Here is a 26,054-nt window from a genome sequence, read left to right on the forward strand (position 1 = left end):
TCACGTCCGGATCGTCGCGAGAAAAACTCGCCGCAGCTTTGCACACGCGCGGCCGGGGCGACAGGCAGGCCAGGTAACAGTCCGTACGGGACGCGCGGAGGCTACGGCAGGTGTGCGGTACGGAACGGACGGTGGGTGGCCGTGGCGCGGGTGTGGACACGCCGCGGCCCCGGCACCATCTCCGGTGCCGGGGCCGCGACGAGGATCAGTCCTGCTCACCTCGGTAGGTGTAGAAGTCGTCGACGAACTTGCGCCGCAGCCGGGGCACCCGGCTGGTGACCCGGAAGTATCCCCGGGCGCCGAGAAGCGCGAGCCGGCCGAACACCGGCTGGTACATCCGGTCGTCGCCGTTGGTGCCGCTGCGCCCCAGCGAGTCGGCGACCCGGGCGAAGCCGTAGGGCACCATCGCCGCCTCGTAGTCGGCCACCGCCTGCACCAGGGTCTTCTCACCGGCGGTGGCGAGGATCAGTTGCCGCCGCAGCAGATTCGCGTCGCGCAGTGCGGTGTTGGCGCCCACGCCCCGACCCGGTGTCATGGTGTGGATCGCGTCGCCGAGGAGGGTGACCGTACTGCTCTTCCACGGCGGCACCGGCTCCGAGGTGGACACCCGGATCGGCAGGGCGCTGTCCGGGTCCGCCAGGCTGAGCAGTTCGCGCAGGTGCGGATGCCAGTTGGCGGTCAGCTCCAGGGCCACCTGGATCAGCTCCGTACCCCGGCGCCGCATCACGTCCGACGGGAACCGCCGGGCGGTGCTCCACACCACCAGGTTGATGTTGTCGCGGGTGGGGTCGTGGCCCAGCCCTGGCCAGTCGGCGAGCAGTTTCGCGTCAGCCGAGCTGGTTTCCGGCTTGAGGCGACCGTCACGGTCCCACTTGAACTCCATCACGTGCAGCACGCCCATCACCCCGCCGGTGCCGAAGATCAGCGAGATGCCCCGCTGCACGCTCTCCGGCAGCAGGGACCGGGTGTGCGCGGTGAGCGGCACCCGGGTGGCGATGTTGACCGTGCCGGCGTCCCGGATGACGGCGTGCGGCAGGTACTGGCGACGGACCGCGGAGTGCGTACCGTCCGCCGCCACGAGCAGGTCACCGGTGGCGGTGCCACCGTCGGCGAAGTGGGCGGTGACCGTGCCGTCGTCGTGCTGCTCGTAGCGGGTGAAGGTGCGGTCGAAATGCACCACGTCCTCCAGGCCGGTCAACAGCACCTGGCGCAGCGTCATCCGGGCCACGGACCGTTCCGTGTCGACCGGGTGCGTGTCCGGCCGCAGCGGGAAGGACGCCGTGTGCCGCATCTTCTCGCTGAGCACGTTGAAGTAGCGGGGCGAGCGGGCGCAGGTGGCCAGGTAGATCTCGAACAGCTCCGGCGGCAGGCAGTCACGTAGCGCCCGGCTGCCGGTGGGACCGATGCCCACCCGGTAGCCGAGCAGCCCCTCGCCTCTGGTCCGGTGTCGTTCGTAGACGTCGACGCTGATTCCGGCCCGGCGCAGCCCGTGCGCCAGGCAGAGGCCGCCGGTGCCTGCGCCGATGACCAGGACGTGCGGTGCTCGGGTCGCCATGTTCTCGCCCGGTCAGCCGGCCACGCGCGGCGCCGGAACGTCCGCGCCGTCCCAGCGGTAGAAGCAGTTGGCGATCGCGTCGCGGGGCGAGCGCCAGGTGGGCAGGTACGGCGAGGTGTGCGCGGACAGTCGCTCGTTGACCTGCTGGAACAACGGATGGTTGCGGGCCGCCGCGAGGGCGTCCGCGCCGACGTCGTCGGTCTCCATCAGGTGTACGCACAGGTCGTGCAGGCAGTACAGGGACCGGTGGCGAACCCCGGTCATGCTGGGCAGTTCGGTCTCGTCGGACTCGGCGAAGATCTGGGCCACGCGACCCTCCGCGCCCGGGATGATTCTGCTGACGATCACTAGACGGCTCATCGGATCCCTCTCACCGGTGGTTCGGCCCGGACGGACACCGGAGTCTCGGGCCGCTGTGGCCCTCACCCTGTCGTCCGCGCAGTCACCTCTCCGTCAACGTCCGGGATCGGTACGGTGACGCACCGTCATCGGGCCCGGAAAGGCGGCGCGCGTGACCAGGTGCCGGCGTGGTCCACCGGTCGGGCGGCTGGCGCGACGGATCGGGTCCAGGGTCTCGGCGAGCAGCGCGCTCATCGCCGGTGACGGTTCGAGTCGCAGTTCCCGCAGCAGCAGGTCCCGGTAGACGTAGAAGGCGTGCACCGCCTCGAAGGCGTTTCCCTCCGCGAGGTGGATGCGTACGACCAGCCGGTGCGGGGTCTCGCGCAGTGGCTCGGCGGCCATCGCCTCCAGCGCCGCCTCCAGCGCCTCGCCGTGCCGCCCGGCGGCCAGGTGCTGGCCGGCGACCTGTTCCAGCATGTGCAGTCGGAGCTGGCGCAGCCGTTCACGGTCGGCCAGGACCCAGTCGTCGTACCAGCCGGGCAGCAGGTCGTGCCGACCGGCGGCGAGGGCCTCCGTGGCGTCGCCCGGGGCGTGACCGTCCCGGACCCGGCCGGCCGTGTCGACGAGCAGGTCGACATCGACCCGGACCCGTGCGTCGAGGCGGACGGTGTCGGCGGCGGTGGTCAGCGGGCAGTAGGGATCCTGACGCAGCCGCCACAGTGCGGTCCGCAGTGAGGACAGCGCCCGTTCCTCGGTGGCTTCCGGCCAGAGCAGGCCGGCGAGGTGGGTACGGGTGGCGCCGGGGCGCAGCCCGATCAGCGCGATGATCCGTTGCAGGCCGCGGGGCACCACCACCGGAGTGTCGCCGTGCGTCAGGCGGAACCCGCCGAGCAGATGCAGCCGGATGTCGGCGTCCTGCGGCTGACCGGTGGTGGGTGTGGGCGTGGGCGGAACGGCGGCCACGGCGGCACCCCCTGCGGAACGCGTCGGTTGCGGGTCTCGGCCGGGTCCCGGCGTGGCCGCCGTGACGCCACTGTCGACTCGCTGGGCCGTCGCACGCGGGGTGCGCTGCCGGGTCTGACCGCCGTGAAGATTATCAATAGCAGTTACTCTGAGTCAACGATGTTGTCGGCAATGTAACGCTTCTGGTTCTGTGAAACCACCTCTGAACTGCCCAATCTTGCTGATCATGGTGGCCGTGCTCGCTCAGCTGAACCACAGCTTCCGTCAACTCAGCGTCACCAAAGGTTGTTCTTTCCGGGGGTGCCGGTGACGCCCGGGTGACGCGGTGGTCCGCATCGTGGCGGCAGCCGTCCGGGCACCTCCGGTGGCGTCGCCACCGGCCCCATGGGGGGGAGGACCAGCATGGACCGAACGCTGATCGTCGCGAAGGTGGTACCGACCGCCGAGTCGGCGGTCGCCGAGATCTTCGCCGAGTCCGACACGACCGAACTGCCCCGCCTGGTGGGGGTCCGGCATCGCTCGCTGTACCGCCTGGACGACCTGTACGTGCACCTCATCGAGACCGAGTCGGCCGGTGACGGTGCCGTGGAGGCGGTCCGGGAACACCCCGAGTTCATCAGGGTCAGCAGTCGGTTGAGCGCGTACATCTCGCCGTACCTGCCGGACTGGCGCTCGCCCCGAGACGCCATGGCGCGCTGCTTCTACAGTTTCGACGGGCCCCGGCCGTGACCGCCACCGCGCCCTCGGGCGAGACCCTGTGGTCCCGGTGCGGCGGCTGCGCCGCCTTGCTCTACCGCAAGCGGTTGCGTCGTAACCTCGACGTCTGCCCGGAGTGCGGCCTGCACGCCCGACTCGCCGCACCCGAGCGGGTCAGCCAACTCGTCGACCCCGGGTCGTTCCGGCCGCTGCCGGACCGCGCGGTCGAGGTCGACCCGATCGGCTTCGTCGACGTCCTGCCGTACCCGCACCGGCTCACCGCCGCCCGCGCCGACACCGGCCTGCCGGAGGCCGTGCTCTGCGGCACCGCCACGGTGGGCGGGTCGCGCTGTGCGCTCGCGGTGATGGACTTCCGATTTCTCGGCGGCAGTCTGGGGTGCGCCGTCGGCGAGCTGATCACCCGTACCGCCGAGCAGGCACTGGAAGCCGGCATCCCGCTGGTCCTGGTCACCGCCTCCGGCGGCGCCCGGATGCAGGAGGGTGCCCTGTCGTTGATGCAGATGGCCACGGTCAGCCAGGCGATGGCCGCGCTGCGCGAGGTCGGGCTGCTCACCGTCAGCGTGCTCACCGATCCCACCTACGGCGGGGTGGCCGCATCCTTCGCCACCAGCGCCGATCTGGTGCTCGCCGAGAGCGGCGCCCGGATGGGCTTCGCCGGCCCCCGGGTGATCCGTCAGGTGACCGGCCGCAGCCTGCCGGAGGGATTCCAGACCGCCGAGTTCCTGCTGCGGCACGGCCAGGTCGACATGGTGGTGCCCCGGCACGCGCTGCGCGCCCGGCTGGCGACCCTGCTCGCGGTGGCGGGCGTCGGCCGCCGGACCGCGAGCCGGTCCGACGCACCCGCCCCACCGTCCGAGCCGGCCCGCCCGGTCGAGGAGTCGCGGGCATCGTCCCGCGACGCCTGGGAGACGGTACGCCTGGCCCGGCACCCCGGTCGCCCCACCACGCTCGACTACCTGGAGACCGCCTTCGACGGTTTCACCGAACTGCACGGCGATCGGCTCGGCGCCGACTGCCCGGCGGTGGTCGGCGGGTTGGCACGGCTCGACGGCCGGCACCTGATGGTGATCGGCCACCAGAAGGGACACACCACCGCCGAGTTGGCGGCCCGCAACTTCGGCATGGCCACCCCGGCGGGACACCGCAAGGCGTTGCGGCTGATGCGACTGGCGGCCCGGCTCGGGCTGCCGGTGGTGACCCTGGTCGACACGCCGGGAGCCGATCCGGGCGTCGACGCGGAGGAGCACGGCCAGGCGGCGGCCATCGCGGAGAACATCCTGACCCTGAGCGTGCTGCCCACACCCGTGGTGACAGTGGTGACCGGGGAGGGCGGCAGCGGCGGTGCGCTCGCCCTGGCGGTGGCTGACCGGGTGCTGATGCTCCAGCACGCGGTCTACTCGGTGATCAGCCCGGAGGGCTGCGCCGCGATCCTCTGGCCCGGTCGTACCGCCGCCCCGCAGGCGGCCCGGGCCCTACGGTTGACCGCGCCGGACCTGTGCCGGCTCGGCGTCGTCGACGAGGTCGTACCCGAGCCGGACGGCTCCGCCGCCGACGACCCCGAGGCGACGGCGCGGGCCGTCCGTCAGGCGCTGCTGGCGAACCTGCTGCCACTGCTGGACGTGCCGGCGGTGACCCTGGTCCAACGACGACGACGGCGGTTCCGCCGCTTCGGCGCCGCGCGTGCCGGTGCCCGGGCGGGTGCCCGGTGAGCGCCACGGCCGGCACCGCGCCCGCCGTCACCGGTGACCCGGGCGCGACCGCCGCGCCGCACCCGGAGGCGGACCAGGCGGGTACCGGACGGGCTGACGGCAGGCACCTCGCCCGCACCGCACCCACGACCCCGGCCGGTGACGAGGTCGGGCACCCGGCCGACGGCGTCGCCGGTCCGGCACCCGGCCGGCAGCCGGCGGCCGAGGAAGCCCTGGCCGAGCTACGTCGACACGCCCGGGAGTTCATCGCCGACCTGGCCGACCCGGTACGCCGGCTGCGGCTACGCCTCGGCGACGCCGAACTGGAGGTGGAGTGGGAACGACCGGTCGGACCGGAGCCGGCCGTACCGTCCGGCCCCACGGGCGCCGCCGCTCCCGCCCCGCGGGCGCCGGCCGCACCGTCCGCGCCTGCGCCGGCTGCTGCCGCGACCCGCACCAGCGTCCGCTCGCCGATGGTCGGCACCTTCTACCGGTCGCCGCAGCCGGGCGCCGCGCCCTTCGTGGCCGTCGGCGACCTGGTCCGACCCGGGCAGGTCGTCGGCATCGTCGAGGCGATGAAGCTGATGAACGAGATCGCCGCGGACCGGCCCGGCCGGGTCGTCGAGGTCCTGGTGGCCGACGGACAACAGGTGGAGTACGACCAGCCACTTGTCGCCCTGGATCCGGTCTGAGGGTGGGATGCCGATGTTCTCCAAGGTGTTGATCGCCAACCGGGGCGAGATCGCGTTGCGCATCCTGCGCGCATGCCGGGAACTGGGCATCCGTACCGCAGTGGTCTACTCCACAGCGGACGCCGACTCGGCGGCGGTGCGGCTGGCCGACGAGGCCGTCCGGATCGGACCCTCGGCCAGCCGACGCAGCTACCTCAACGCCGCGGCGGTGGTGGAGGCGGCCCGCAAGGTGGGTGCCCAGGCGGTGCACCCCGGCTACGGCTTCCTCTCCGAGGACGCCGACTTCGCGGAGATCTGCGCGGACAACGGGCTGACCTTCGTCGGCCCGCCACCGCAGGTGATGTCCGCGCTGGCCGACAAGTCCTCCGCCCGCGCGTTGATGAGCCGTGCCGGGCTACCGCTGGCGCCGGGCGCGGTACAGCCGGTGCCGACGGCCGCCGAGGCCGCGGCCGTCGCCGCCGAGGTGGGCTACCCGGTCATCATCAAGGCCGCGGCCGGGGGAGGGGGCCGGGGGATGGCCGTGGTCCGCTCCCCGGCGGACCTGCCCCGGGCGTACGCGCGCACCCGCGCCGCCGCCCAGGCCGCCTTCGGCGACGACCGGGTGTACGTCGAGCGTTACCTGACCGACGCCCGGCACGTCGAGGTCCAACTGCTCTGCGACTCGCACGGCAACGGCGTGCACCTGGGCACCCGGGACTGCTCGGTGCAGCGCCGGCATCAGAAGCTTGTCGAGGAGGCGCCCGCTCCGGCGTTGTCCCCGGCGACGCTTGACGCCATCGCCAGCATCGCCCTGCGCGGCGCGCTCGACGTCGGGTTCACCGGTGCCGGGACCGTGGAGTTCCTGGTGGACGCCGAGGAGCGGTTCCACTTTCTGGAGATCAACTGTCGGATCCAGGTGGAACACCCGGTCACCGAGATGATCACGGGGATCGACCTGGTGCACGAGCAGTTCCACGTCGCCGCCGGCACCCCGCTGCGCTGGCGTCAGGAGGACGTCAGGTTCACCGGGGTGGGCATCGAGTGCCGGGTCAACGTGGAGGACCCGGATCGGGGCTTCGCGCCGACTCCCGGCCGCCTGGACCGGTTCGTGCCACCCGGCGGCCCGTTCACCCGGGTCGACACCCACGGCCACGCCGGTTACCTGGTGGGGCCCCACTACGACTCGCTGCTGGCGAAGGTCGCGGTCTGGGCCCCGGACCGTGACCTGGCGTTGAGCCGGCTCGACCGCGCGCTCAGCGAGTTCGAGATCTCCGGACCCGGGATGAGGACCACCATCCCGTTCGTCCGCCGGGTGCTCGACGACGCCGAGTTCCGCAAGGGGCGTCACTCCACCGGGCTGGTGGACCGCCTGATCGCCGCACCGAAACCCGTACACCCGAGGAGGAAACGATGACCGTCACCGACGGCCGTCCGCTGACCGCGGAGATAACCGGCATCCTGGTCACCAACTGCGGACTCGACCCGGACGCCGCCGCCCGCGCGCCGGCCGCCTCCCTGGAGGAGCTGGGCATGGACTCGCTCGCCCTGCTCGAACTCTCGGCCGTCGTCGCCGACCGGTGGCAGGTGAGCATCCCGGAGCAGGCCGCCCAGCTGAGCATCCCTGCCGTGGCCGAGCTGGTCGCCCGGCGGTCGGATCCGCCCGGGCACACCGAGAACAGCATCGTCATCGCCGCGCCGCTGGAGCTGGTCTGGTCGGTGACGAACGACGTGGCGGGTTGGCCGGACCTGTTCACCGAGTACGCGCGGGCCGAGATCCTGGACCGGGACGGCGACACCGTCCGGTTCCGGCTCACCATGCATCCCGACGAGAACGGAGTCGCCTGGAGCTGGGTCAGTGAACGCACCGCGGACCCGGCGACCCGGCAGGTGCGGGCCCGACGGGTGGAGACCGGACCGTTCGAGTACATGCGGATCCACTGGACCTACACCGAGCAACCCGACGGTGTCCGGATGACCTGGGTGCAGGACTTCGCCATGAAGCCCACCGCGCCTGTGGACAACGCCGGGATGACCGAGCGGATCAACACCAACAGCGCGGTGCAGCTGGCTGTGATCAAGGAGCGCGTCGAGCGGCTCGCCCGGCACCGGGCGACCACGCCGAGGACGAGCGGCACCCCGACGAGCGCGGCGCCGGCGACCGTGTCGACAGGGACGAGTGCGACAGGAGCAGACGATGAGTGACCTCGCCCTGGTGGCCGCCCGGGACGTGCCCGCCGACCGCCGTCGCGGTGGCGAACTGCGCGTCCTGCTCGGTCCGCGTACCGTCGGCAGCACCTCGGGTTTCATGGGCGTGGCCACCATGGCGCCGGGGGAACGGATCGCCGAGCACTATCACCCGTACAGCGAGGAGTTCCTCTACGTCGCCCGCGGCGCCATCACCGTCGACCTGGACGACGAACCGGTGCCGGTGGCGGCCGGCGAGGCGCTCTTCGTGGCCCGCAACGTCCGGCACCGGCTGCGCAACACCGGGCACGTACCCGCCGAGGTGATCTTCCACCTCGGCCCGCTGGCCCCGCGCCCGGAACTCGGCCACGTCGACACCGAACTGGTCGAACAGCGGGACCGGTCATGACCACCCGACGCACCGTGGTCACCGGCGTCGGGGTGGTGGCGCCCGGCGGGGTGACCCGGGACCGGTTCTGGAAGAGCATCACCGAGGGGCGTACGGCGACGCGGCGGATCAGCTTCTTCGACCCGTCGCCGTTCCGGTCGCAGATCGCCGCCGAGTGCGACTTCGACCCGGACGCCGCCGGGTTGACCCCCGCCCAGCGGCAGCGTGCCGACCGGTACGTGCAGTTCGCGCTGGCCTGCGCCGCCGAGGCGGTCGCCGACAGCGGGCTGGAACTCACCGACGCCGAACGTGACCGTGCCGGTGTCGTCCTCGGCACCGCCGTCGGCGGCACCATGGCGCTGGAACAGGAGTACGTGACGGTCAGCGACAGCGGCCGGCGCTGGTTGGTCGACGCGGCTCTCGGCGGGCCCTACCTTTATCCGGCGCTGATGCCCAGCAGCCTGGCCGCCGACGTGGCCTGCCGACACGGCCTGCACGGCCCGGCGCAGGTGGTCTCCACCGGCTGCACCTCCGGCATCGACGCCATCGGGTACGCCCATCAGCTCATCGTCGACGGCGAGGCCGACATCGTGCTCGCCGGTGCCGCCGACTCACCCATCTCCCCGGTGACCGTGGCCTCCTTCGACGCCATCAAGGCCACCAGCCCGGACAATGACGACCCGGCACACGCCTCCCGCCCCTTCGACGCCGACCGGCACGGCTTCGTGCTGGCCGAGGGGGCGGCGGTGCTGGTGCTGGAGGAGGCCGGACACGCCGCGCGGCGTGGCGCACACGTCTACTGCGAGGTGGCCGGCTACGCCAGCCGCAGCAACGGCTATCACATGACCGGGCTGCGCCCCGACGGCCTGGAGATGGGGCTGGCCATCACCGATGCCCTGCGGCAGGCCCGGCTGGACCCAGAGGACGTCTCCTACATCAGCGCCCACGGCTCCGGTACCCGGCAGAACGACAGGCACGAGACGGCCGCGTTCAAGCGGTCGCTCGGGCCTTCGGCCTACCGGGTGCCGATCAGCTCGATCAAGTCGATGGTCGGGCACTCCCTCGGTGCCATCGGTGCCATCGAGATGGCCGCGTGCGCACTGGCCATCGAGTTCGGGGTGGTGCCGCCGACCGCCAACTGGGCCACCCGGGATCCGGAGTGCGACCTGGACTACGTGCCCAACGAGGCCCGGGAGGTACCGGTGGACGTGGCGCTCTCGGTGGGCAGCGGGTTCGGCGGCTTCCAGTCGGCCATGCTGTTCCGCCGGTTGGCCCGGGACGTGACACCGTGAGCGCGCGTCTGGTCCGGATGGCCGGCGAGGTGACGGCATGACGGGCGGGCGGGCCGTGGTCACCGGCGTCGGGGTGGTGGCACCCAGCGGCGTCGGCGCGGACGCGCACTGGCGCTCGGTCCTGGCCGGCCGCCGCCGTACCGGGCCGATCACCCTGTTCGACGCCTCCGGCTACCCGACCCGGCTCGGCGGTGAGGTGGCGGACTTCGACCCGGCCCGGTACGCCGACAACCGGGCCCTGGTGCAGACGGACCGGTGGACCCACCTCGGTTTCGCCGCCACCGCACTGGCGCTGGCCGACGCCGCCCTGCCGGAGCGGGCCACCGATCCGTACGACTGGGCGGTGACCCTGGCCAGCGCCTCCGGCGGCAACCTGTTCGGCCAGCGGGAGCTGCAACGCCTCTGGTCGTCACCGACGCGCACCGTCGGCGCGTACCAGTCGATCGCCTGGTTCTACGCGGCGAGCGTCGGACAGCTCTCCATCCGGCACCAGGCGAAGGGTCCGTGCGGAGTGCTGGTGGCCGAGTCGGCCGGCGGGCTGGACAGCCTCGCGCACGCGGTGCGGACGGTGCGACGCGGCGCCTCGGTGGTGCTCGCCGGGGCGACCGAGTGCCCGCTGAGCCCGTACGCGCTTGCCTGTCAGCTCCGTTCCGGACTGCTCAGCGAGGTGACCGATCCGGAACGGGCCTACCGGCCGTTCGACGCCACCGCCAGCGGTTACCTGCCCGCCGAGGGCGGCGCGGTGTTCGTGGTGGAGGAGCTGGGTCATGCGCGTGCCCGGGGCGCGCGCATCTACGGCGAGGTGACCGGTTGGGGTGCCACCCACGACGCGGCGCACACCACTGTGGACAGCTCCGGCGACCAGCACCAGTACGCCCGGGCGATGCGGCTGGCCCTGGGCCGAGCCGGCGTCGAACCGGACGAGGTGGACGTGGTGGTCCCGGACGCTCTCGGGGTGCCCCGCTACGACCGGGCCGAGGCGAGCGCGCTGCGTGCCGTCTTCGGGGCCCGCACGCCGCCGGTCAGTACCCACAAGGAGTTGACCGGGCGGGCGCATCAGGGTGGGTCGGCCCTGGACGTGGCCACCGCGCTGCTCGCCTTCGCCCACGACACGTTGCCCGCCTCGGCCGGCCCGGACGTCGTGGCCGAAGGTTGTGAACTGGACTTCCTGCGGGCCGCCCGCCGCCCGCGTACCCGGGTCGCGTTGATCTGCGCCCGGGGCTTCGACGGATTCAACAGTGCGTTGGTGCTGCGCGGTGCGCCGCCGGCCGGAGAGGAACCGTGATGATTGCATCGGAGCGCGAGGAGCGGGCCGGCGAGCACCGGGCCCGGGTGGTCTTTCTGGTCCGGGTGCCCGACGAACGCACCGAGGACTTCCTCCGGGCCTACGAGGCGGTCCGGCACCTGGTCGCCGACGGGGTGCCGGGCCACCTGGTCGACCAGGTGTGCCGTTCGTCGACGGACCCGGAGCAGTGGCTCATCACGAGCGAGTGGAGCAGCCTGGCCGACTTCGAGGCGTGGGAGCGCAGCCCGGAGCACCGCGAGCTGGTCCGGCCGATGCGCGAGTGTTTCACCGACGCCCGGTCACTGCGTTTCCACATCCACGCGCAGACCCCGGTGCCGGCCTGACACCCGCACGGGAAGCTGCACGCTGGGTGTTGATTCACTCACCTAAGGTCGACACACGGAATCGATCATCCCCGTCGGGTGACCCGGCGGCAATCCGGCCAGTCGCCCTTCTCGGGCATCCATTTGCATGAAGCAATGTTCATCCGGCCTGCCGTAGGGTTCCGGCAGTGCTCCGAGGAGGCGACCTGCGGCTGGTACGCGCCGCGGCGACGTCGATGGTGGAGGTGGGGATGTCATGACCGGACCGCTGTTCTCGCCGAGCGAGGTCGACCGGGGGACCCTCGCCGACCTGTCGCCCTCCGTGGACCGGCGGCCCTCCGCCGACCCGCGTAAGGAGGTTCGCCGATCGGGCGACCCGGCTACGGTGCGCGGTGGGGGATCTCGAACACGCTCTCAGCGCGCCCCGAGGTCGACCTCGGCCAGGTAGACGCAGCTGCGCCCCTCGTGCGAGGAGTAGTAGCTGACGTGCAACCGCTCGTCGTGCCAGACCAGGCCGGGGTAGCTGGAGTCGCCGCCGGAAGGCAGCGCCACCAGCTCCCGCAGCCGGCCCCGTGCCACGTCGACGGCGCAGATCGCGGTCCGCACCGAACCGTCGTGCAGCCGTACGCCGGCGACCAGGGTGCCGTCGGGCAGCCGGCACAGCGCCGGACCTCCCACCCGTACCCCGAGGTCCGTCCAGGTCCACTCCCGATACGGCGGGCGGGCCCGGCCGAGCTGGGCGGTGGCCGTACCACCGTCGCGCCGCAGCAGGCAGGTGGCGGTGCCGTCGGGGTCGAAGACCAGCCCGGACTCGTTCGGATAGCCGCCGGAGAACAGCGTCCGCACCACCGGTCGCAGGTCGAAGCCGTCCTCGCTGCGGTACAGCCGGACGAACCGGGGCTCCCGGGTGGCATAGCCGATGCCGTACATCGCGTCGCCGCGCCACGCGGCCTGCCAGACCCAGACGTCCGGTTCGCCGATCGGCCGGGGTTCGTCCCACCGATGACCGTCGTCGCTGATCGCGGCGACCGTCCGGAACCGCTTCGGCGTGCCGGTCGCGGCGGCGGCGAGCAACTGCAACCGTCCGTCGGGACGCGGTACGAAGCGCGGGTCGCGCAGGTCGACACCGGTCTGTGCGAGCACCGCCGCGCTCTGCCAGGACCGACCGTCGGAGGAGGTCAGCACCCGCAGGACACCGTCGTCGGACAGGTGGGACCGGCCCTGGCGGAACGCGCAGAACCAGTGTCCGGCGTGCCGGACCAGATCGGTGAAAGCACTGTGCGGGGCGGTGTCACCGATACGGCGTAACGCGCGCACCTCGGTGGTCGCCGGACGGATGATCACGGGCGTCGACGGTACGCGGAGCGGGCGACACAGGTGTGGCGGTGGGACGAACAGCGTACGAACGCGGCTGCCCGGCGGTGCGGCGCCGGTGCGGACGCGGCCGACCTCGCGGTCCGGTGCCGGTGCTCACCGGGACGCCCGGGTGCGTCGCGCGGCGACGTACCGTCGGGCCTTCTCGGCGGTCCCGCAGTCGTCCATGCTGCACCAGCGGCGACTGCGGTTCTTGCTCTCGTCGATGAAGACGAAGCGGCAGCCGCCGCATCCCTTGATCCGGTCCAGGGTCCCGGTGGTGAGCAACTGGACCGCCGCGTGCACCACCGGACGTAGTGGCCGGTCGGCCGTGTGGTCGTCCCGCCAGGTCCAGACGAAGCTGCCGGCCCGGTCGAGCCGCGCGTGACCGAGCGCCTCCGCCTCGTCGTCGCGCAGGCGGGCCAGGGCGGACCTGCTCGGGTCCCGGCCGGTGGCCAGCGCCCGGAACACCTCGTCGAGGCGGTCGCGGGTCCGCTGTGATCGTACGAAGGCGGCCTGTGTGGCGTCCGGGTCGTCCCGCTGGAGGCGGAGCGACCTGGCCATCTCCGCGTCCGTGAGGACGCCCGCGTACCCGGCCCAGGCGACCAGCTCGGGGTAGCCGGTGAGCACGTCGTCGTCGGGGGGCCCGACGGGCGGACCGGTGCGGGTGTTGACGAAGTCCAGCGCGAGGTTGCCGCCCACCAGGCGCAGTCTCCGGACGTCCTCGAATGTTTCCATCAAAAGCGACTTTACCAGTTGACCCTGGTTCGAGCGCTGCCTAGTGTTACCGCCATAGCTTCGTTAGCAGGTAACACTGGAGGGTGCATGGGACGCGGGCGGGCAACGGTTGTGCTCATCGGACTGTCGGGCGGGACCTTCCTCTACACCACGGCCGAGGCGCTGCCCATCGGGCTGCTGCTGCCGATGGCTGCGGACCTGACCGTGTCACCCGCGGACGTGGGCATGCTCGTCACCGCGTACGGCGCGGTGGTGATGGTCGCCTCGGTCCCGTTGACCGCACTGGTCCGCCGCGTCCCACGCCGGCGACTGCTGTCGGCGCTGCTGGCCGGCTTCGTCGTCAGCAACGCGGTGACGGTGTTCGCGAGCACCTTCGCGTGGTTGCTGGCGGCCCGGGTGGCGACCGCGGCGACCCATGCGTTGTTCTGGGCGGTGGTGGTGCCGGCCGCCGCGGAACTGTTCCGGCCCGGACTCCGTGGCCGGGTGGTCGCTGTGGTGTTCGCCGGTGGCAACGTCGCCCTGGCCCTGGGCGTGCCGGCCGGCATCTGGCTGGGCGAGCGGGCCGGCTGGCGGGCCGCGTTCCTTGCGGTGGCCGGGTTCGGCGCGATCGTGTTCGTCGTGGTCGCCTCGCTGCTGCCCTCGACGCGGCCCGACCAGGGGCACGCCACCCGGGGCGCCACCCCTGACGCGCGCCGTTTCTGGCTGCTGGTCACCGTGGCCGTCCTGGCCACCGCGGGCGCGATCGCCGCCTACACCTACGTCGCCCTCTTCGTCACCGAGTACAGCGCGATGCCCGCCGCCTCGGTCGGCGCCATCCTGCTCGCCCGCGGTGTCGCCAGCGTGCTCGGCATCCTCGCCGTCGGGGTGCTCGTGGACCGCAGCCCCTGGCTCGCCCTGATCGCGACCGTCGCACTCCAGTCGCTGGCACTTGTCGGACTGTCCGCGCTGGGTCACCTGCCCGGCGCGGCGGTCGGCCTGATCGCGTTGGCCGGCCTGGCCTTCGCCGCGTTCACCGCGGCCCTCGGTGGCCTCGTGCTTCAGGTGGCGCCGGGGCGCTCGGATCTCGCCGCCGCGACCGTGTCCGCCGCCGTCAACGTCGGCATCACAGGTGGCGCCTTCGTCGGCGGGCTCGCGCTGCCGCGCCACGGAGTGCACAGCACCGTACTGATCGGTGCTGTGCTCAGCGCGGTGGCCCTGCTGCTGGTGCTCAGCGAGCGACTGACCCGGCGCACCGCCCCCGCGCGGCAGGCACCGCCGGAGCCGACCGGTTCCGCCGATCCGGCCGCTGCGGCACCTGGTGAACGGGACGTCTCCTTCGGTCGTGCCGGGTGAGCGTCACCCTCCCGCCTCGGGTGGTGCCGTCTGCGCCTGGTGCGCCGCCGCGAGCCGTTTCGGGGCGCGGGCGTACCAGGCTTCCACGATCAGCTCGGTCAGCTCGGGAAGGTCGATCCGGTCCAGCCGGACCAGTACCGACGGGTAGCCGTCGAAGTGTGGCGTGGTGAAGAAGAGGCCGGGGTCGTCGGCGAGCAACGCCTCCTTGACGCCGAGGTCCGCCACCCGGACCCCGAGGATGGGACCGTCCGGTGCGGCCGAACCGAGGTCGTGGAGTTCCTTGCCGCGCAGCGGACGTTCCCAGACGAATGGCTTGTCCTTCACCCGCCAGGCGGCCACCCCGTCATAGGAGGGCCGCTCGCTTGTCTCCGGCAGGCCCAGCGCGATCCGGCGTACGTCGTCCCAACTGGCCACCTCCAGACGGTACGCCAGGTGGCGGGCGCGATGGGTCCCACGGGACACCCGAGCTCTGGTCCGCCCGGAACTCGCCCGCCACCCTGCCGGCGTTCCTGAGCACGTACTGGCGTAGCGGTCGCCGGTTCGGCGATCGTGGACCGCATGGAGATCACGCCCGGTCCACCCCCGGTCTGTCTGGCCGACTTCGCCGGACTGGCCCGGACGGTGCTGCCGCCGCAGGTCTGGGACTACGTGGACGGTGGCAGCGGTGCCGAGGTGACCCTCGGTGGGAACCGCAGCGCCCTGGACCGGGTCGGCGTGCTGCCGAGGGTGCTGACCGGGGTCACCAACCCGAGCCTGCGGACCCGGTTGCTCGGCCGGGACTTTGCGATGCCGGTGGGGGTGGCGCCGATGGCGTACCAACGGCTGGTGCATCCCGACGGCGAGCCGGCACTTGCCGCCGCGGCCCGCGTCGCCGACGTGCCGTACCTGGCCAGCATCCTCGGCAGCACACCGATCGAGCAGGTCACCGCCACCGGCGCCGAGGTCTGGTTCCAGCTGTACTGGTTGCGCCACAGGTCTCTGGTGGCCGATCTGCTGGCGCGGGTGCGCGCTGCCGGTTGCCGGGCGCTCGTGGTCACGGTGGACGTGCCGGTGCTCGGCCGACGACTCCGGGACCTGCGCAACGCCTTCCGACTGCCGCCCGAGCTGGTCCCGGCGAACCTGCCGGGTGGACGAGACGACCTGGCCCACGGCGGTACGCCGGGCGTGAACCCGCTGTCCGCGCCGTCTGATGCGGTCTTCACGCCGGCGCTGAGCTGGGCGGACCTGCGGTGGCTACGGGATCGGTGTGACCTGCCGCTTGTCGTCAAGGGCATCCTCGACCCGGCCGACGCGGTGCGGGCCGTCGAGGCGGGTGCGCAGGCGGTGATCGTGTCCAACCACGGTGGCCGGCAGCTCGACGGGGTCCCGGCCAGCGCCACCATGCTGCCCGAGGTGGTGGCGGCCGTCGGTGACACCTGCGAGGTGCTGCTGGACAGCGGGATCCGCAGCGGCGTCGACGTGCTGCGCGCGTTGGCGCTGGGTGCCCACGGTGTCCTGGTCGGTAGGCCGATGCTCTGGGCCCTGGCGGCCGGTGGACAGCCCACGGCCGGCACCGCGCTGTCCCTGCTCGCCGACGAGCTGCGGGACGCGTTGGCCCTGGCCGGCTGCGCCGATCCGGCGACCGCCCGCGAGCTGCGCACGGTGCCGGTGGGCTGACCGGTGCCGGTGCGGCGACTCATCGCGTTCACCGGTTCGCAACCTGTGACCGCCGCCCTGCCGTCGTCCTGGATGGATGGTCATAATGGGCGGCATGGTTGCCTGGGAGTACGCCCTGCTGGTCCGCCGCTACCAGGGGCAGGGCCGCAATTTTCATGTCTCGTTCGTCTGGTACGGCCCGGACGGGTCACGTAAGGACATCACGGCGTACGGCGACACCGCCATCGCGCACCTCAACCGCGCCGGACGGGACGGTTGGGAACTCGTCTCCGCCGCCGAGGACGTGAACAACGTGCAGGGCAGCACCGAGGTGCACCGCTACCACCTCAAGCGTCCGCTCGCCTGAGGCACTGCCACCGTCGACCCGCCAAGGCTCGGGATCGCGTTGACGGCGTGTCCTGAGTCTCGTCACGCTATTCGCATACGTCGATGCGACAGCGCAGGGGGTACTCATGGTGCGGAGCAGGGTGGTGGCGCCGTTGGCGGCGCTCGCCGCGGTAGGCGCGACACTCGTCGTCGGGGCGACGCCGGCTCAGGCGGACCCGCCGGGCGGGACGCTGCGCGGCGTCTACTACAGCTACGACTTCTGCCGGTCCTACGGTGCCTCCGGCGTCGCCGAGGGCCGGTGGGACTGGTGGTACTGCGAGCAGAGCTACGCGCCGGTCAGCACTCAGTGGTTCCTCTGGACGTTCGACTACTGACGGGGTACGTCGATCGCGCCGGGCCGGGGTGTCCCGGCCCGGCGCGTCCGTCATCAGCCCAGCTCGACGTCCGGGTAGAGCGGGAAACCGCCGAGCAGCTCGCTGGCCTGGCGGCTGACCTTGTCCGCGAGGGCCGGGTCGAGCACGTACTTCGCCTTGGAGGCGGTACCGTCCGGGTTCGCCCCGGCACTGGTCTGGCTGAGCACGGTGTGGATCAGCTCGGCGGTGGTGTCCATCTCCGCCGTGCCGAGCCCACGGGTGGTCAGCGCGGGGGTGCCGATCCGGATGCCGGAGGTGTACCAGGCGCCGTTCGGGTCCTGCGGCACCGCGTTGCGGTTGGTGACGATGCCCGAGTCCAGCAACGCCTGCTCGGCCTGCCGGCCGGTCAGCCCGTAGCCGGTCACGTCGATCAGCACCAGGTGGTTGTCGGTACCGCCGGTGACCAGCCTGGCCCCCCGGCGCAGCAGGCCCTCGGCCAGCGCCTGCGCGTTGTCGACGATCCGCCGGGCGTAGTCGGCGAAGTCGGGTCGGCGGGCCTCGGCGAGGGCCACGGCCTTGGCGGCCATCACGTGCGGCAGCGGGCCGCCGAGCACCATCGGGCAGCCCCGGTCGACCTGGTCGGCCAGCTCCGGCCCGCACAGCACCATGCCGCCGCGCGGGCCACGCAGCGACTTGTGGGTGGTGGTCGTGACGATGTGCGCGTGCGGCACCGGGTCGAAGTCGCCGGTGAAGACCTTGCCGGCCACCAGACCCGCGAAGTGCGCCATGTCCACCATGAAGGTGGCACCGACCGAGTCGGCGATCTCCCGCATGATCCGGAAGTTGACCTTGCGGGGATACGCCGAGTAGCCGGCGACCAGCACCAGCGGGCGGAACTCGCGAGCCGCCTCGGCGACCCTGTCGTAGTCGACCAGGCCGGTGGCCGGGTCGGTGCCGTAGCTGCGCTGGTCGAACATCTTGCCGGAGATGTTCGGCCGGAAACCGTGGGTGAGGTGCCCGCCGGCGTCCAGCGACATGCCGAGCATCCGCTGGTCGCCCAGCTCGCGCCGGAGTGCGAACCAGTCCGCCTCGGTCAGGTCGTTGACGTGACGCGCCTGCGCCCGCTGCAACGCGGGTGCCTCGACGCGGTCGGCCAGGATCGCCCAGAACGCCACCAGGTTGGCGTCGATGCCCGAGTGCGGCTGTACGTACGCGTGCGTCGCGCCGAACAGCTCCCGGGCGTGCTCGGCGGCGAGCGCCTCGACGGTGTCCACGTTCTGGCAGCCGGCGTAGAACCGGCGCCCGATGGTGCCCTCGGCGTACTTGTCGCTGAACCAGTTGCCCATGGCCAGCAACGTCGCCGGGGAGGCGTAGTTCTCGCTGGCGATGAGCTTGAGCGACTCACGCTGGTCGGCCAGCTCCGCCCCGATCGCGTCGGCGACCCGTGGCTCGACACCACGGATCACCTCAAGAGCGCTGCGGAAGGCGGTGGATTCGGCGTTGCGCGGCATGCGACCTCCAGGTGACGTGCGGAAGGCCCAGGCGCTCGGCATGCGTCCTCGTGACGGGGCCGCTCCCCGATGGTTCTCCATCTCCAATGCGCCAGTCACGGCCCGAGGGGATCCTACCGGGTACGCCGTCACGGCGGGCCGCAGCGCCGACCGTGCGGCACGTGGTGGACCCGCAGCCGGCTAGCGGGACCGCCGCCTGCGGTCGGGCCGGAGGCCCGGCGGGCAACTAGGATCGCCGCATGGCGGGGACGGACGGTGCTGGCAGTCTCCTGGCCATCAGCGACCTGCACGTGCGGCATCCGGAGAACCGGGCGATCGTCGAGGGGCTGCGGCCGCGGACCCCGCAGGACTGGCTGCTCGTCGCCGGTGACGTGGGCGACACCGTCGCCGACGTGGAGTGGGCGCTGCGGCTGCTGGCCGGCCGGTTCGCCCGGGTCGTCTGGTCGCCGGGCAACCACGAACTGTGGACGCCCCCGGGGGATCCGGTGACGTTGCGTGGCGTGCCGCGCTACGCGCACCTGGTCGAACTGTGCCGTGAACTCGGCGTGGTCACCCCCGAGGACCCGTACCCGGTGTGGGCGGGGCCGGGTGGCCCGGTGACCGTGGCGCCGCTGCTGCTGCTCTACGACCACAGCTGGCGGCCCGACGGCTTCGACACGCCCGAGGCGGCGCTGGCCGAGGCGTACCGGACCGGAATCGTCTGCACCGACGAGTTCCTGCTGCACCCCGACCCGTACGAGAGCCGGTCGGCATGGTGTGCGGCCCGGGTGGCCGAGACCGCCCGCCGGCTCACCGAGCGCGACCCGGCGCTGCCGACCGTGTTGATGAACCACTGGCCGCTGGTCCGGGACGTGACGCGCGTCCTGCGGTACCCGATCTTCGCCCAGTGGTGCGGTACCGACGCCACCGCCGACTGGCACGTACGCTTCGACGCCGCCGCGGTGGTCTACGGCCATCTGCACATTCCCCGCACCACCTGGCACGACGGGGTGCGGTTCGAGGAGGTGTCGGTGGGCTACCCACGGGAGTGGCGGCCTCGTGGCGTACCCCCGGGCCGGTTGCGGCAGATCCTGCCGGCGCCGGAGGGGGTGCCATCGACGGCCTGGTGACGGCCACGCCACCACTCCCGCGACGAGGCGTCAGGCGCCCATCGCCTCCAGTGACTTCTTGAGCGCCTTGGGCGCGGTCGGGGTCCGGGGTGCCTGGGGGCGCGTGTCGATCATCCGCTGGCCCATCTCCTGCAACTCCTTACGCCCCATCGACTCGCGCACCTTCGGGAACCACTCCTGCTCCTCCTCCTCGACGTGGTGCAGGACGTTCTCGATCAGCACCGTCGTCTTGGCGTTGAAGTGCTCGTCGTCGGGCTTCATCGAGGCCAGCTCGAAGCAGAGCACGTCGGCGACGTGGTGCTCCTCGTACGACTCCAGGATGTGGTCCTCCAGCTCCGGCAGGCGCTTGCGGACCTCCGGGTACATGATCTCGTTCTCCAGGTACGTGTGCACGGTGAGCGCCTCGAGGATCTCCTTCACCAGCTTCCCGCGCTTGCTGGCCGGTGCGTCCTCGCTGGCCTGGAACTCCTTGAACAGGCGGCGCATCTCCTTGTGGTCCTCTTTCAGCAGGACGATGGCATCGGTGGACACCTGGCTGACCTCCTCGGTTCGCTTCGAGGCCTGCTCTCCTACCCTGGCGCGAACCCCGGAAACGGCACCTCGGGCGGATGCGTGTGCCGCCGCCGACCGGGGGTATGCGGCCGGGACCTGACGAGTGGGAGGTGAGTCGTGGCCACGATGGTGCAGCGGCCGGCCAGTCCGGTGAAGGACAAGAACTACGACCTGATCCACGCGTTGCAGATGTCGCTGGAGAACATCTGGCACCTGGAGACCTACATCGCCGACGCGGAGGCTCGCGGTGACGAGGAACTCGCCACCTGGTTCCGCAAGATCCAGGAGAACAACCGCAAGGCGGGTGAGCAGGGCAAGCAGATGCTTGCCGCCCGTCTGCAACGCGAGAACGGCTGATCCGGCGACGGTGGCGGGGCACGCTCCGCCCCGTCCACCGATCCGGCCGGACCCGGGCGCGGATTGAGCGCGCCGGCCGGAGTTCGGCGCGACGCAGCTCCCGGCGGTGGCCCGCCGTGCCCGGTGCCGCGTCGTACCCTCTCAGATGTGGCGACGGCGGCGGAGGAGATCCAGGTGGGGCGGCGGACGGTCCGCGTCACCAGCCCGGACAAGCCGTACTTCCCGGAGCGAGGGCTGACCAAGCTGGACGTGGTGCGCTACTTCCTCGCCGTCGGCGACGGCATCCTGCGCGCGTTGCGGGACCGGCCGACCATGCTGGAACGGTGGCCCCGCGGCGTCTTCGAGGGCGCGACCATCGCCACCCGACAGGACAACCGGGGTGACGCGTTCTACCAGAAGAGGGTGCCGGCCGGTGCGCCCGACTGGGTGGGCACCGCCCACATCACCTTTCCCAGCGGACGCACCGCCGACGAGGTCGCCCCGGGGGAGCTGGCCGTGGTGATCTGGGCGGTCAACCTGGGCACGCTGCGTTTCCATCCGTGGCCGGTGACCAGGGCGGACGTGGAGCGGCCGGATCAGCTGCGGATCGACCTGGACCCACTGCCCGGGGTCGGGTTCGACAAGGTCGTGCCGGTGGCCCACGAGGTGCGTGCCTTCCTCGACGAGCTGGGCCTGGCCGGCCATCCCAAGACCACCGGTGGGCGCGGTCTGCACGTCTACGTCTCCATCGAGCCTCGGTGGAGCTTCGGCGACTGCCGGCGCGCGGTGCTGGCCCTCGGGCGGGAGATGCAGCGGCGTCGGCCGGACCTGGTCACCACCACCTGGTGGCGGGAGCAGCGGGATCGGCCGGTCTTCGTCGACTACAACCAGATGGCCCGGGACCACACCATGACCTCGGCGTACTCGATCCGGCCGACGCCGGCCGCGCTGGTCTCCGCGCCGCTGGACTGGGCGGAGCTGGACGACGCCCGGCCGGAGGACTTCGACGTGACCACCATGCCGGGTCGGTTCGCCGAGCTGGGCGACCCGCACGCGGGCCTGGACGAGCGGCGTTTCTCCCTGACCCCCCTGTTGGAACTGGCCGACCGGGAGGGCCTGGACCCGCCACCCGAGCGTTGAGCTGTCACGCCCACGGGCTGCGCACCCCGTCGTACTCCTCGAAGACCAGCCAGCTGCGGGTGGCGAGCACCCCGGCGATGCGCTGCACCCGGTCCAGCACCACGTCCCGCAGGGTGGCGTTGTCCGGTGCCCGGACCAGCGCGAGCACGTCGTGTTCGCCGCTGAGCAGCGCCACGTGCTCGACGTAGCGCACCCGGGCCAGCTCCGCCGACACCTCGCGCCAGGTGTTCTGCCTGATCGTCAGGGCGATGTACGCCGAGGTGCCCAGGCCGGCCGGCTCCGGGGCGACCCGCGCGGCGAACCCGGTGATCACCCCGTCGCGCAGCAGTCGCTCCACCCGGGCGTACGCGTTGGTGCGTGAGACGTGCACCCGTTCGGCGAGGGTCCGGATGGAGAGCCGGCCGTCCCGGGTCAGCTCGTCGAGGATGCGCCGGTCCACCTCGTCGAGGGCGACGGCCGAACGTCCCGTTCCGCCCCGCCGGTCCGCCTCGTCGGCGGCCTCCTGGCTCATCGCGACCTCCTCCGGGTGCCATTCATCCCGCGTTCACCGGGCATCTTGAGTCAATCATCCAACAGCAGGAGCATAGGGCCACCACACGTCCAGGAGGTTCCGCCGTGACCACCACCCCCCAGGCGGCCCGCAGGGCATCCCCGCGCACGCGCCGACCGGCCACCCCGACCGCGCCCGATCCCGCCGCCGGCCTGCTGCCCCGGACCGAGCCGGTCCGGCTGCTCAACCCGGACGGCACCCTGCTGCCGGCCCGCGCGGACTATCCCGAACCGCCGGTCGAGGCGCTGCGCGAGATGTACCGGCGGATGGTCGTCGGCCGGCGCTTCGACGCGCAGGCCACCGCGCTGACCAAGCAGGGCCGACTGGCCGTCTACCCGTCCTCCCGGGGTCAGGAGGCCTGCCAGGTCGGCGGCGTCCTGGCGCTGCGCGACGACGACTGGGTCTTCCCGACCTACCGGGAGTCGATGGCGCTCACCGCCCGCGGCATCGACCCGGTCGAGGTGCTGACGCTGCTGCGCGGCGACTGGCACTGCGGGTACGACCCGGCGCAGCGGCGCACCGCGCCCCAGTGCACCCCGCTCGCGACCCAGTGCGTGCACGCCGCGGGTCTGGCCTACGGGGAGTCGTACCAGGGACGCGACACCGTGGCGCTTGTCTACATCGGCGACGGCGCCACGAGCGAGGGCGACTTCCACGAGGGGGTCAACTTCGCCGCCGTGTTCAAGGCACCCGTCGTGTACTTCGTGCAGAACAACAGGTACGCCATCAGCGTCCCGCTGTCCCGGCAGACCGCCGCCCCGTCGCTCGCCTACAAGGGCGTCGGCTACGGCGTGCCCAGCGAGCAGGTCGACGGTAACGACCCGATGGCCGTCCTCGCCGTGCTCACCCGTGCGGTGGAGCACGCCCGCGCCGGCAAGGGACCGTTCCTGGTCGAGGCGCACACCTACCGGATGGAGCCGCACACGAACGCCGACGACGCCTCGCGCTACCGCGACGCCGACGAGGTCGAGGCGTGGCGCGACCGGGACCCGCTCACCCGGCTGGAGACCTACCTGCGCGGCCGGGACGTGCTCGACGACGCGGCCGTCGCCGAGATCACCGAGCAGGCCGAGACGTACGCGGCGCAGCTGCGGGAGCGGATGAACACCCAGCCCACCGTCGACCCGCTCAGCCTCTTCGACCATGTCTACGCCGAACCCACGGCGCAGTTGGTGGAGCAGCGGGAGCAGGTGCGCGCGGAACTGGCCGCGGCAGCGGAGGAGGACGCCTGATGGCCACCATGACCATGGCGAAGGCGCTCAACGCCGCGCTCGCCGACGCGATGCTCGACGACGAGCGGGTGCTCGTCTTCGGTGAGGACGTCGGACAGCTCGGCGGGGTCTTCCGGATCACCGACGGTCTGCAGGCCCGCTTCGGCGACAAGCGCTGCTTCGACACCCCCCTCGCCGAGGCCGGCATCGTCGGGTTCGCCGTCGGGCTGGCCATGTCCGGGCTGCGTCCGGTGGTCGAGATGCAGTTCGACGCGTTCGCGTACCCGGCGTTCGAACAGATCGCCTCCCACGTGGCGAAGCTGCGCAACCGCACCCGGGGCGCGCTGAGCGTGCCGATGGTGATCCGGGTGCCCTACGCCGGAGGCATCGGCGGCGTGGAACACCACTGCGACTCCTCGGAGGCGTACTACGCACACACCCCGGGCCTGAAGGTGGTCACCCCGGCGACCGTCGACGACGCGTACTCGCTGCTGCGGGAGGCGATCGACGACCCCGACCCGGTGGTGTTCATGGAGCCGAAGAAGCTCTACTTCGCCGGCGCCGAGACCGCGCTGCCGACCCGTACCGAGCCGTTCGGCCGGGCGGTCGTGCGCCGGGCCGGACGCGACGCCACCCTCGTCGCGTACGGGCCGGCGGTCCCGGTCGCGCTGGAGGCCGCCGAGGCCGCCCGCGAGGAGGGGTGGGACCTGGAGGTGGTCGACGTACGCACCATCGTGCCGTTCGACGACGCCACCATCGCCGCCTCGGTTCGGCGTACCGGGCGGTGCGTGGTGGTGCAGGAGGCGCAGGGCTTCGCCGGGGTCGGCGCGGAGATCGCCGCCCGGGTGCAGGAGCGGTGCTTCCACGCGCTGCACGCCCCGGTGCTGCGGGTCTCCGGGCTGGACATCCCGTACCCGGCACCGATGCTGGAGCACACCCACCTGCCGTCGGTCGACCGGGTACTCGACGCGGTGGCCCGGTTGCAGTGGGACGACCAGCCCGACCGGCGCTGGCTGACCGAGAGCAGTGCGGCATGACCGAGAAGGTTTTCCTCCTGCCCGACCTCGGTGAAGGTCTCGCCGAGGCGGAGATCGTGCAGTGGCGGGTCGCGGTCGGCGACACGGTCACCGTGGACCAGACCGTGGTCGAGGTGGAAACCGCCAAGGCGGTCGTCGACGTGCCCTGCCCGTACGCCGGCCGGGTCGTCGCCCTGCACGGTGCCGAGGGCGAGGTGCGCCCGGTGGGCCAGCCCTTGATCACCGTCGCCGAGTCGGTGACCGGTCGTGCCGGCGGCGGTGAGCCGCCCGGGCACGCGGTCTACCGCGAGGAGGAGCGGGCCGGCTCCGGCAACGTCCTGATCGGGTACGGCACCGGACACGGCGGCACCCGACGGCGACGTCGGCCCCGGCTGGCGGTCGTCGACCCGACGACCGCCCCGGCGGCGACCGAACCGCTACCGGCGCTGGTCATCTCGCCGATCGTGCGGCGGCTGGCCCGCGACCACGGGGTGGACCTGCGCACGCTGCGCGGCACCGGCCCCGGCGGGGTGATCAGGAGGGCCGACGTGCAGGCGGCGGCCGACACCGCCGCCGAGCCCGGCCGCACCACTGCGGCGCAGCGGCCCACGACCGACGCGCTCGCGGGCGGGCCGGCCCCGGCCGGCGCGCAGGACGTCGTCATCCCGTTGACAGGAATCCGCCGCACCATCGCGGACAAACTCTCCCGGAGCCGCCGGGAGATCCCCGAGGTGACGATCTGGGTCGACGCCGACGCCACCGCCCTGCTACAGACCCGGGCCGCGATCAACGCCGCCCGCCCGGACGGCCCGGTGAGCATCCTGGCCCTGCTCGCGCGGATCTGTCTGTCCGGGCTGCGCCGGTACCCGCAGCTCAACGCGCGGGTCGACACCGAGGGGCAGCGGATCATCCAGTCCGCCGGGGTGCACCTGGGTATCGCCGCCCAGACCGACCGGGGCCTGGTGGTGCCGGTGCTGCGGGACGCCGAGCGGCTGACCACCACCGAACTCGCGGCCGAACTCGCCGCCACCACCGCCGCGGCCCGGGCCGGCGAACTGCCGCCGTCCCGGCTCACCGGCGGAACCTTCACGCTCAACAACTACGGGGTGTTCGGCGTCGACGGCTCGACCCCGATCATCAATCATCCGGAGGCGGCGCTGCTCGGTATCGGCCGCATCGTGGACAAGCCGTGGGTCGTCGACGGTCAGCTCGCGGTCCGGAAGGTGACGCAGCTGAGCCTCACCTTCGACCACCGGGTCTGCGACGGCGGCGTGGCCGGCGGATTCCTGCGGCACGTGGCCGACTGCGTCGAGCAGCCGGCGCTGCTGATCGCCACCGTCTGACGCCCCCGTCGATCGAGGGGTCCGGCGGCCCGGTCCACGGCCGGGACGCTGAACCCCTCGATCGACGTCGCGCGCCCCGACCTGCCGCCGGATGCGGACGCGCGGGGCCGGATTCACAGGTA

Annotated in this window: 28 protein-coding genes and 1 riboswitch; of the genes, 19 read left to right on the forward strand and 9 right to left on the reverse strand. The window is 72.4% G+C overall.

The annotated features are described in order from the left end of the window. Positions 1 to 205 precede the first annotated feature (205 nt). From AB0I71_RS16375 to AB0I71_RS16385, 3 genes are all read right to left on the reverse strand, one after another. Entirely contained in the window at positions 206 to 1,555 is a 1,350-nt protein-coding gene (locus AB0I71_RS16375) for an NAD(P)/FAD-dependent oxidoreductase (RefSeq protein ID WP_357585320.1), read from the reverse strand. A gap of 12 nt (positions 1,556 to 1,567) precedes the next feature. Further along, positions 1,568 to 1,915 carry a TcmI family type II polyketide cyclase gene (locus tag AB0I71_RS16380; protein WP_357585322.1) on the reverse strand — a complete coding sequence of 116 codons (348 nt, stop codon included), beginning with the start codon at positions 1,913 to 1,915 and terminating at the stop codon, positions 1,568 to 1,570. Between the two features lie 93 nt (positions 1,916 to 2,008). Next, on the reverse strand, positions 2,009 to 2,857 hold the full coding sequence (locus AB0I71_RS16385) for a BTAD domain-containing putative transcriptional regulator (RefSeq protein WP_357585324.1): 849 nt from the start codon (positions 2,855 to 2,857) through the stop codon (positions 2,009 to 2,011). A 402-nt stretch (positions 2,858 to 3,259) separates the two neighbouring features. On the opposite strand from AB0I71_RS16385, the gene AB0I71_RS16390 reads away from it, so the two are divergent. Genes AB0I71_RS16390 through AB0I71_RS16430 form a run of 9 tightly spaced genes read left to right on the forward strand, consistent with a single transcriptional unit; the run spans position 3,260 to position 11,426 of the window. Continuing rightward, positions 3,260 to 3,586 (forward strand): TcmI family type II polyketide cyclase, encoded by a 327-nt coding sequence (locus AB0I71_RS16390; RefSeq protein WP_357585326.1) that lies wholly within the window; start codon positions 3,260 to 3,262, stop codon positions 3,584 to 3,586. Next, on the forward strand, positions 3,583 to 5,283 hold the full coding sequence (locus AB0I71_RS16395; RefSeq protein ID WP_357585328.1) for an acetyl-CoA carboxylase carboxyltransferase subunit alpha: 1,701 nt from the start codon (positions 3,583 to 3,585) through the stop codon (positions 5,281 to 5,283). Before AB0I71_RS16390 ends, AB0I71_RS16395 begins: the two co-directional genes overlap by 4 nt. After that, the gene (gene accB, locus AB0I71_RS16400) at positions 5,280 to 5,954 is read left to right on the forward strand and encodes an acetyl-CoA carboxylase biotin carboxyl carrier protein (RefSeq protein ID WP_357585330.1); all 675 of its coding nucleotides are present in this window, start codon (positions 5,280 to 5,282) and stop codon (positions 5,952 to 5,954) included. Before AB0I71_RS16395 ends, accB begins: the two co-directional genes overlap by 4 nt. 13 nt (positions 5,955 to 5,967) lie before the next feature. Further along, positions 5,968 to 7,347 carry an acetyl-CoA carboxylase biotin carboxylase subunit gene (locus AB0I71_RS16405; protein WP_357585332.1) on the forward strand — a complete coding sequence of 460 codons (1,380 nt, stop codon included), beginning with the start codon at positions 5,968 to 5,970 and terminating at the stop codon, positions 7,345 to 7,347. After that, complete coding sequence (locus AB0I71_RS16410) at positions 7,344 to 8,135, forward strand: SRPBCC family protein (RefSeq protein WP_357585334.1); 792 nt, start codon at positions 7,344 to 7,346, stop codon at positions 8,133 to 8,135. Before AB0I71_RS16405 ends, AB0I71_RS16410 begins: the two co-directional genes overlap by 4 nt. Further along, positions 8,128 to 8,526, forward strand: coding sequence for a cupin domain-containing protein (locus AB0I71_RS16415; protein ID WP_357585336.1), 399 nt, complete (start codon positions 8,128 to 8,130; stop codon positions 8,524 to 8,526). The genes AB0I71_RS16410 and AB0I71_RS16415 overlap by 8 nt, the downstream gene beginning before the upstream one ends. After that, positions 8,523 to 9,797, forward strand: coding sequence for a beta-ketoacyl-[acyl-carrier-protein] synthase family protein (locus AB0I71_RS16420; protein ID WP_357585338.1), 1,275 nt, complete (start codon positions 8,523 to 8,525; stop codon positions 9,795 to 9,797). The genes AB0I71_RS16415 and AB0I71_RS16420 overlap by 4 nt, the downstream gene beginning before the upstream one ends. A gap of 37 nt (positions 9,798 to 9,834) precedes the next feature. Beyond that, positions 9,835 to 11,082, forward strand: a complete 1,248-nt coding sequence (locus AB0I71_RS16425) for a beta-ketoacyl synthase N-terminal-like domain-containing protein (RefSeq protein ID WP_357585340.1) — start codon at positions 9,835 to 9,837, stop codon at positions 11,080 to 11,082. Beyond that, the gene (locus tag AB0I71_RS16430) at positions 11,082 to 11,426 is read left to right on the forward strand and encodes an antibiotic biosynthesis monooxygenase family protein (RefSeq protein ID WP_357585342.1); all 345 of its coding nucleotides are present in this window, start codon (positions 11,082 to 11,084) and stop codon (positions 11,424 to 11,426) included. Before AB0I71_RS16425 ends, AB0I71_RS16430 begins: the two co-directional genes overlap by 1 nt. A gap of 393 nt (positions 11,427 to 11,819) precedes the next feature. Here AB0I71_RS16430 and AB0I71_RS16435 read toward each other — a convergent pair whose 3' ends face one another. After that, on the reverse strand, positions 11,820 to 12,749 hold the full coding sequence (locus AB0I71_RS16435) for a sialidase family protein (RefSeq protein WP_357585344.1): 930 nt from the start codon (positions 12,747 to 12,749) through the stop codon (positions 11,820 to 11,822). Positions 12,750 to 12,875: 126 nt separating this feature from the next. Beyond that, a complete protein-coding gene (locus AB0I71_RS16440; RefSeq protein WP_357585346.1) occupies positions 12,876 to 13,496 on the reverse strand; it encodes an ABATE domain-containing protein in 621 nt (206 codons plus the stop codon). An 87-nt stretch (positions 13,497 to 13,583) separates the two neighbouring features. On the opposite strand from AB0I71_RS16440, the gene AB0I71_RS16445 reads away from it, so the two are divergent. Next, positions 13,584 to 14,828: an MFS transporter gene (locus AB0I71_RS16445; protein ID WP_357585348.1), complete on the forward strand. Its 1,245-nt coding sequence runs from the start codon at positions 13,584 to 13,586 to the stop codon at positions 14,826 to 14,828. A 3-nt stretch (positions 14,829 to 14,831) separates the two neighbouring features. Here AB0I71_RS16445 and AB0I71_RS16450 read toward each other — a convergent pair whose 3' ends face one another. Continuing rightward, complete coding sequence (locus AB0I71_RS16450) at positions 14,832 to 15,242, reverse strand: MmcQ/YjbR family DNA-binding protein (RefSeq protein WP_357585350.1); 411 nt, start codon at positions 15,240 to 15,242, stop codon at positions 14,832 to 14,834. 144 nt (positions 15,243 to 15,386) lie between these two features. Here AB0I71_RS16450 and AB0I71_RS16455 point away from each other — a divergent pair, with 144 nt between their 5' ends. From AB0I71_RS16455 to AB0I71_RS16465, 3 genes are all read left to right on the forward strand, one after another. Next, positions 15,387 to 16,484, forward strand: a complete 1,098-nt coding sequence (locus tag AB0I71_RS16455; protein ID WP_357585352.1) for an alpha-hydroxy acid oxidase — start codon at positions 15,387 to 15,389, stop codon at positions 16,482 to 16,484. An 85-nt stretch (positions 16,485 to 16,569) separates the two neighbouring features. After that, positions 16,570 to 16,830 carry a hypothetical protein gene (locus AB0I71_RS16460; RefSeq protein ID WP_164450148.1) on the forward strand — a complete coding sequence of 87 codons (261 nt, stop codon included), beginning with the start codon at positions 16,570 to 16,572 and terminating at the stop codon, positions 16,828 to 16,830. 106 nt (positions 16,831 to 16,936) lie between these two features. Next, positions 16,937 to 17,185: a hypothetical protein gene (locus AB0I71_RS16465; protein WP_357585354.1), complete on the forward strand. Its 249-nt coding sequence runs from the start codon at positions 16,937 to 16,939 to the stop codon at positions 17,183 to 17,185. Positions 17,186 to 17,238: 53 nt separating this feature from the next. Here the strand turns inward: AB0I71_RS16465 and AB0I71_RS16470 are convergent, their stop codons facing one another. Beyond that, complete coding sequence (locus tag AB0I71_RS16470; protein ID WP_357585356.1) at positions 17,239 to 18,675, reverse strand: glycine hydroxymethyltransferase; 1,437 nt, start codon at positions 18,673 to 18,675, stop codon at positions 17,239 to 17,241. Between the two features lie 18 nt (positions 18,676 to 18,693). Continuing rightward, a riboswitch (ZMP/ZTP riboswitch) is annotated at positions 18,694 to 18,784 on the reverse strand. Positions 18,785 to 18,914: 130 nt separating this feature from the next. On the opposite strand from AB0I71_RS16470, the gene AB0I71_RS16475 reads away from it, so the two are divergent. After that, a complete protein-coding gene (locus tag AB0I71_RS16475; RefSeq protein WP_357585358.1) occupies positions 18,915 to 19,784 on the forward strand; it encodes a metallophosphoesterase in 870 nt (289 codons plus the stop codon). Positions 19,785 to 19,814: 30 nt separating this feature from the next. Here AB0I71_RS16475 and AB0I71_RS16480 read toward each other — a convergent pair whose 3' ends face one another. Continuing rightward, complete coding sequence (locus AB0I71_RS16480; protein WP_357585360.1) at positions 19,815 to 20,315, reverse strand: hemerythrin domain-containing protein; 501 nt, start codon at positions 20,313 to 20,315, stop codon at positions 19,815 to 19,817. 147 nt (positions 20,316 to 20,462) lie between these two features. Between AB0I71_RS16480 and AB0I71_RS16485 the strand changes: the two genes are divergently transcribed. Together AB0I71_RS16485 and AB0I71_RS16490 are read left to right on the forward strand one after the other, a co-directional pair. Beyond that, positions 20,463 to 20,693, forward strand: a complete 231-nt coding sequence (locus tag AB0I71_RS16485) for a hypothetical protein (protein ID WP_357585609.1) — start codon at positions 20,463 to 20,465, stop codon at positions 20,691 to 20,693. Between the two features lie 147 nt (positions 20,694 to 20,840). Beyond that, a complete protein-coding gene (locus AB0I71_RS16490; protein WP_357585362.1) occupies positions 20,841 to 21,812 on the forward strand; it encodes a DNA primase small subunit domain-containing protein in 972 nt (323 codons plus the stop codon). Between the two features lie 4 nt (positions 21,813 to 21,816). Here AB0I71_RS16490 and AB0I71_RS16495 read toward each other — a convergent pair whose 3' ends face one another. Beyond that, the gene (locus AB0I71_RS16495; RefSeq protein WP_357585364.1) at positions 21,817 to 22,323 is read right to left on the reverse strand and encodes an Lrp/AsnC family transcriptional regulator; all 507 of its coding nucleotides are present in this window, start codon (positions 22,321 to 22,323) and stop codon (positions 21,817 to 21,819) included. Positions 22,324 to 22,427: 104 nt separating this feature from the next. On the opposite strand from AB0I71_RS16495, the gene pdhA reads away from it, so the two are divergent. From pdhA to AB0I71_RS16510, 3 genes are read left to right on the forward strand one after another with little or no spacing between them, the layout of a single operon-like run. Then, positions 22,428 to 23,594, forward strand: coding sequence for a pyruvate dehydrogenase (acetyl-transferring) E1 component subunit alpha (pdhA, locus tag AB0I71_RS16500; RefSeq protein WP_357585366.1), 1,167 nt, complete (start codon positions 22,428 to 22,430; stop codon positions 23,592 to 23,594). Beyond that, the gene (locus AB0I71_RS16505; RefSeq protein ID WP_357585368.1) at positions 23,594 to 24,610 is read left to right on the forward strand and encodes an alpha-ketoacid dehydrogenase subunit beta; all 1,017 of its coding nucleotides are present in this window, start codon (positions 23,594 to 23,596) and stop codon (positions 24,608 to 24,610) included. Before pdhA ends, AB0I71_RS16505 begins: the two co-directional genes overlap by 1 nt. After that, positions 24,607 to 25,932, forward strand: coding sequence for a dihydrolipoamide acetyltransferase family protein (locus tag AB0I71_RS16510; RefSeq protein WP_357585370.1), 1,326 nt, complete (start codon positions 24,607 to 24,609; stop codon positions 25,930 to 25,932). The genes AB0I71_RS16505 and AB0I71_RS16510 overlap by 4 nt, the downstream gene beginning before the upstream one ends. The last annotated feature ends 122 nt before the right edge of the window (positions 25,933 to 26,054 follow it).

It is taken from the genome of Micromonospora sp. NPDC049891, from assembly GCF_040660295.1.
Taxonomy (GTDB): Bacteria; Actinomycetota; Actinomycetes; order Mycobacteriales; family Micromonosporaceae; genus Micromonospora.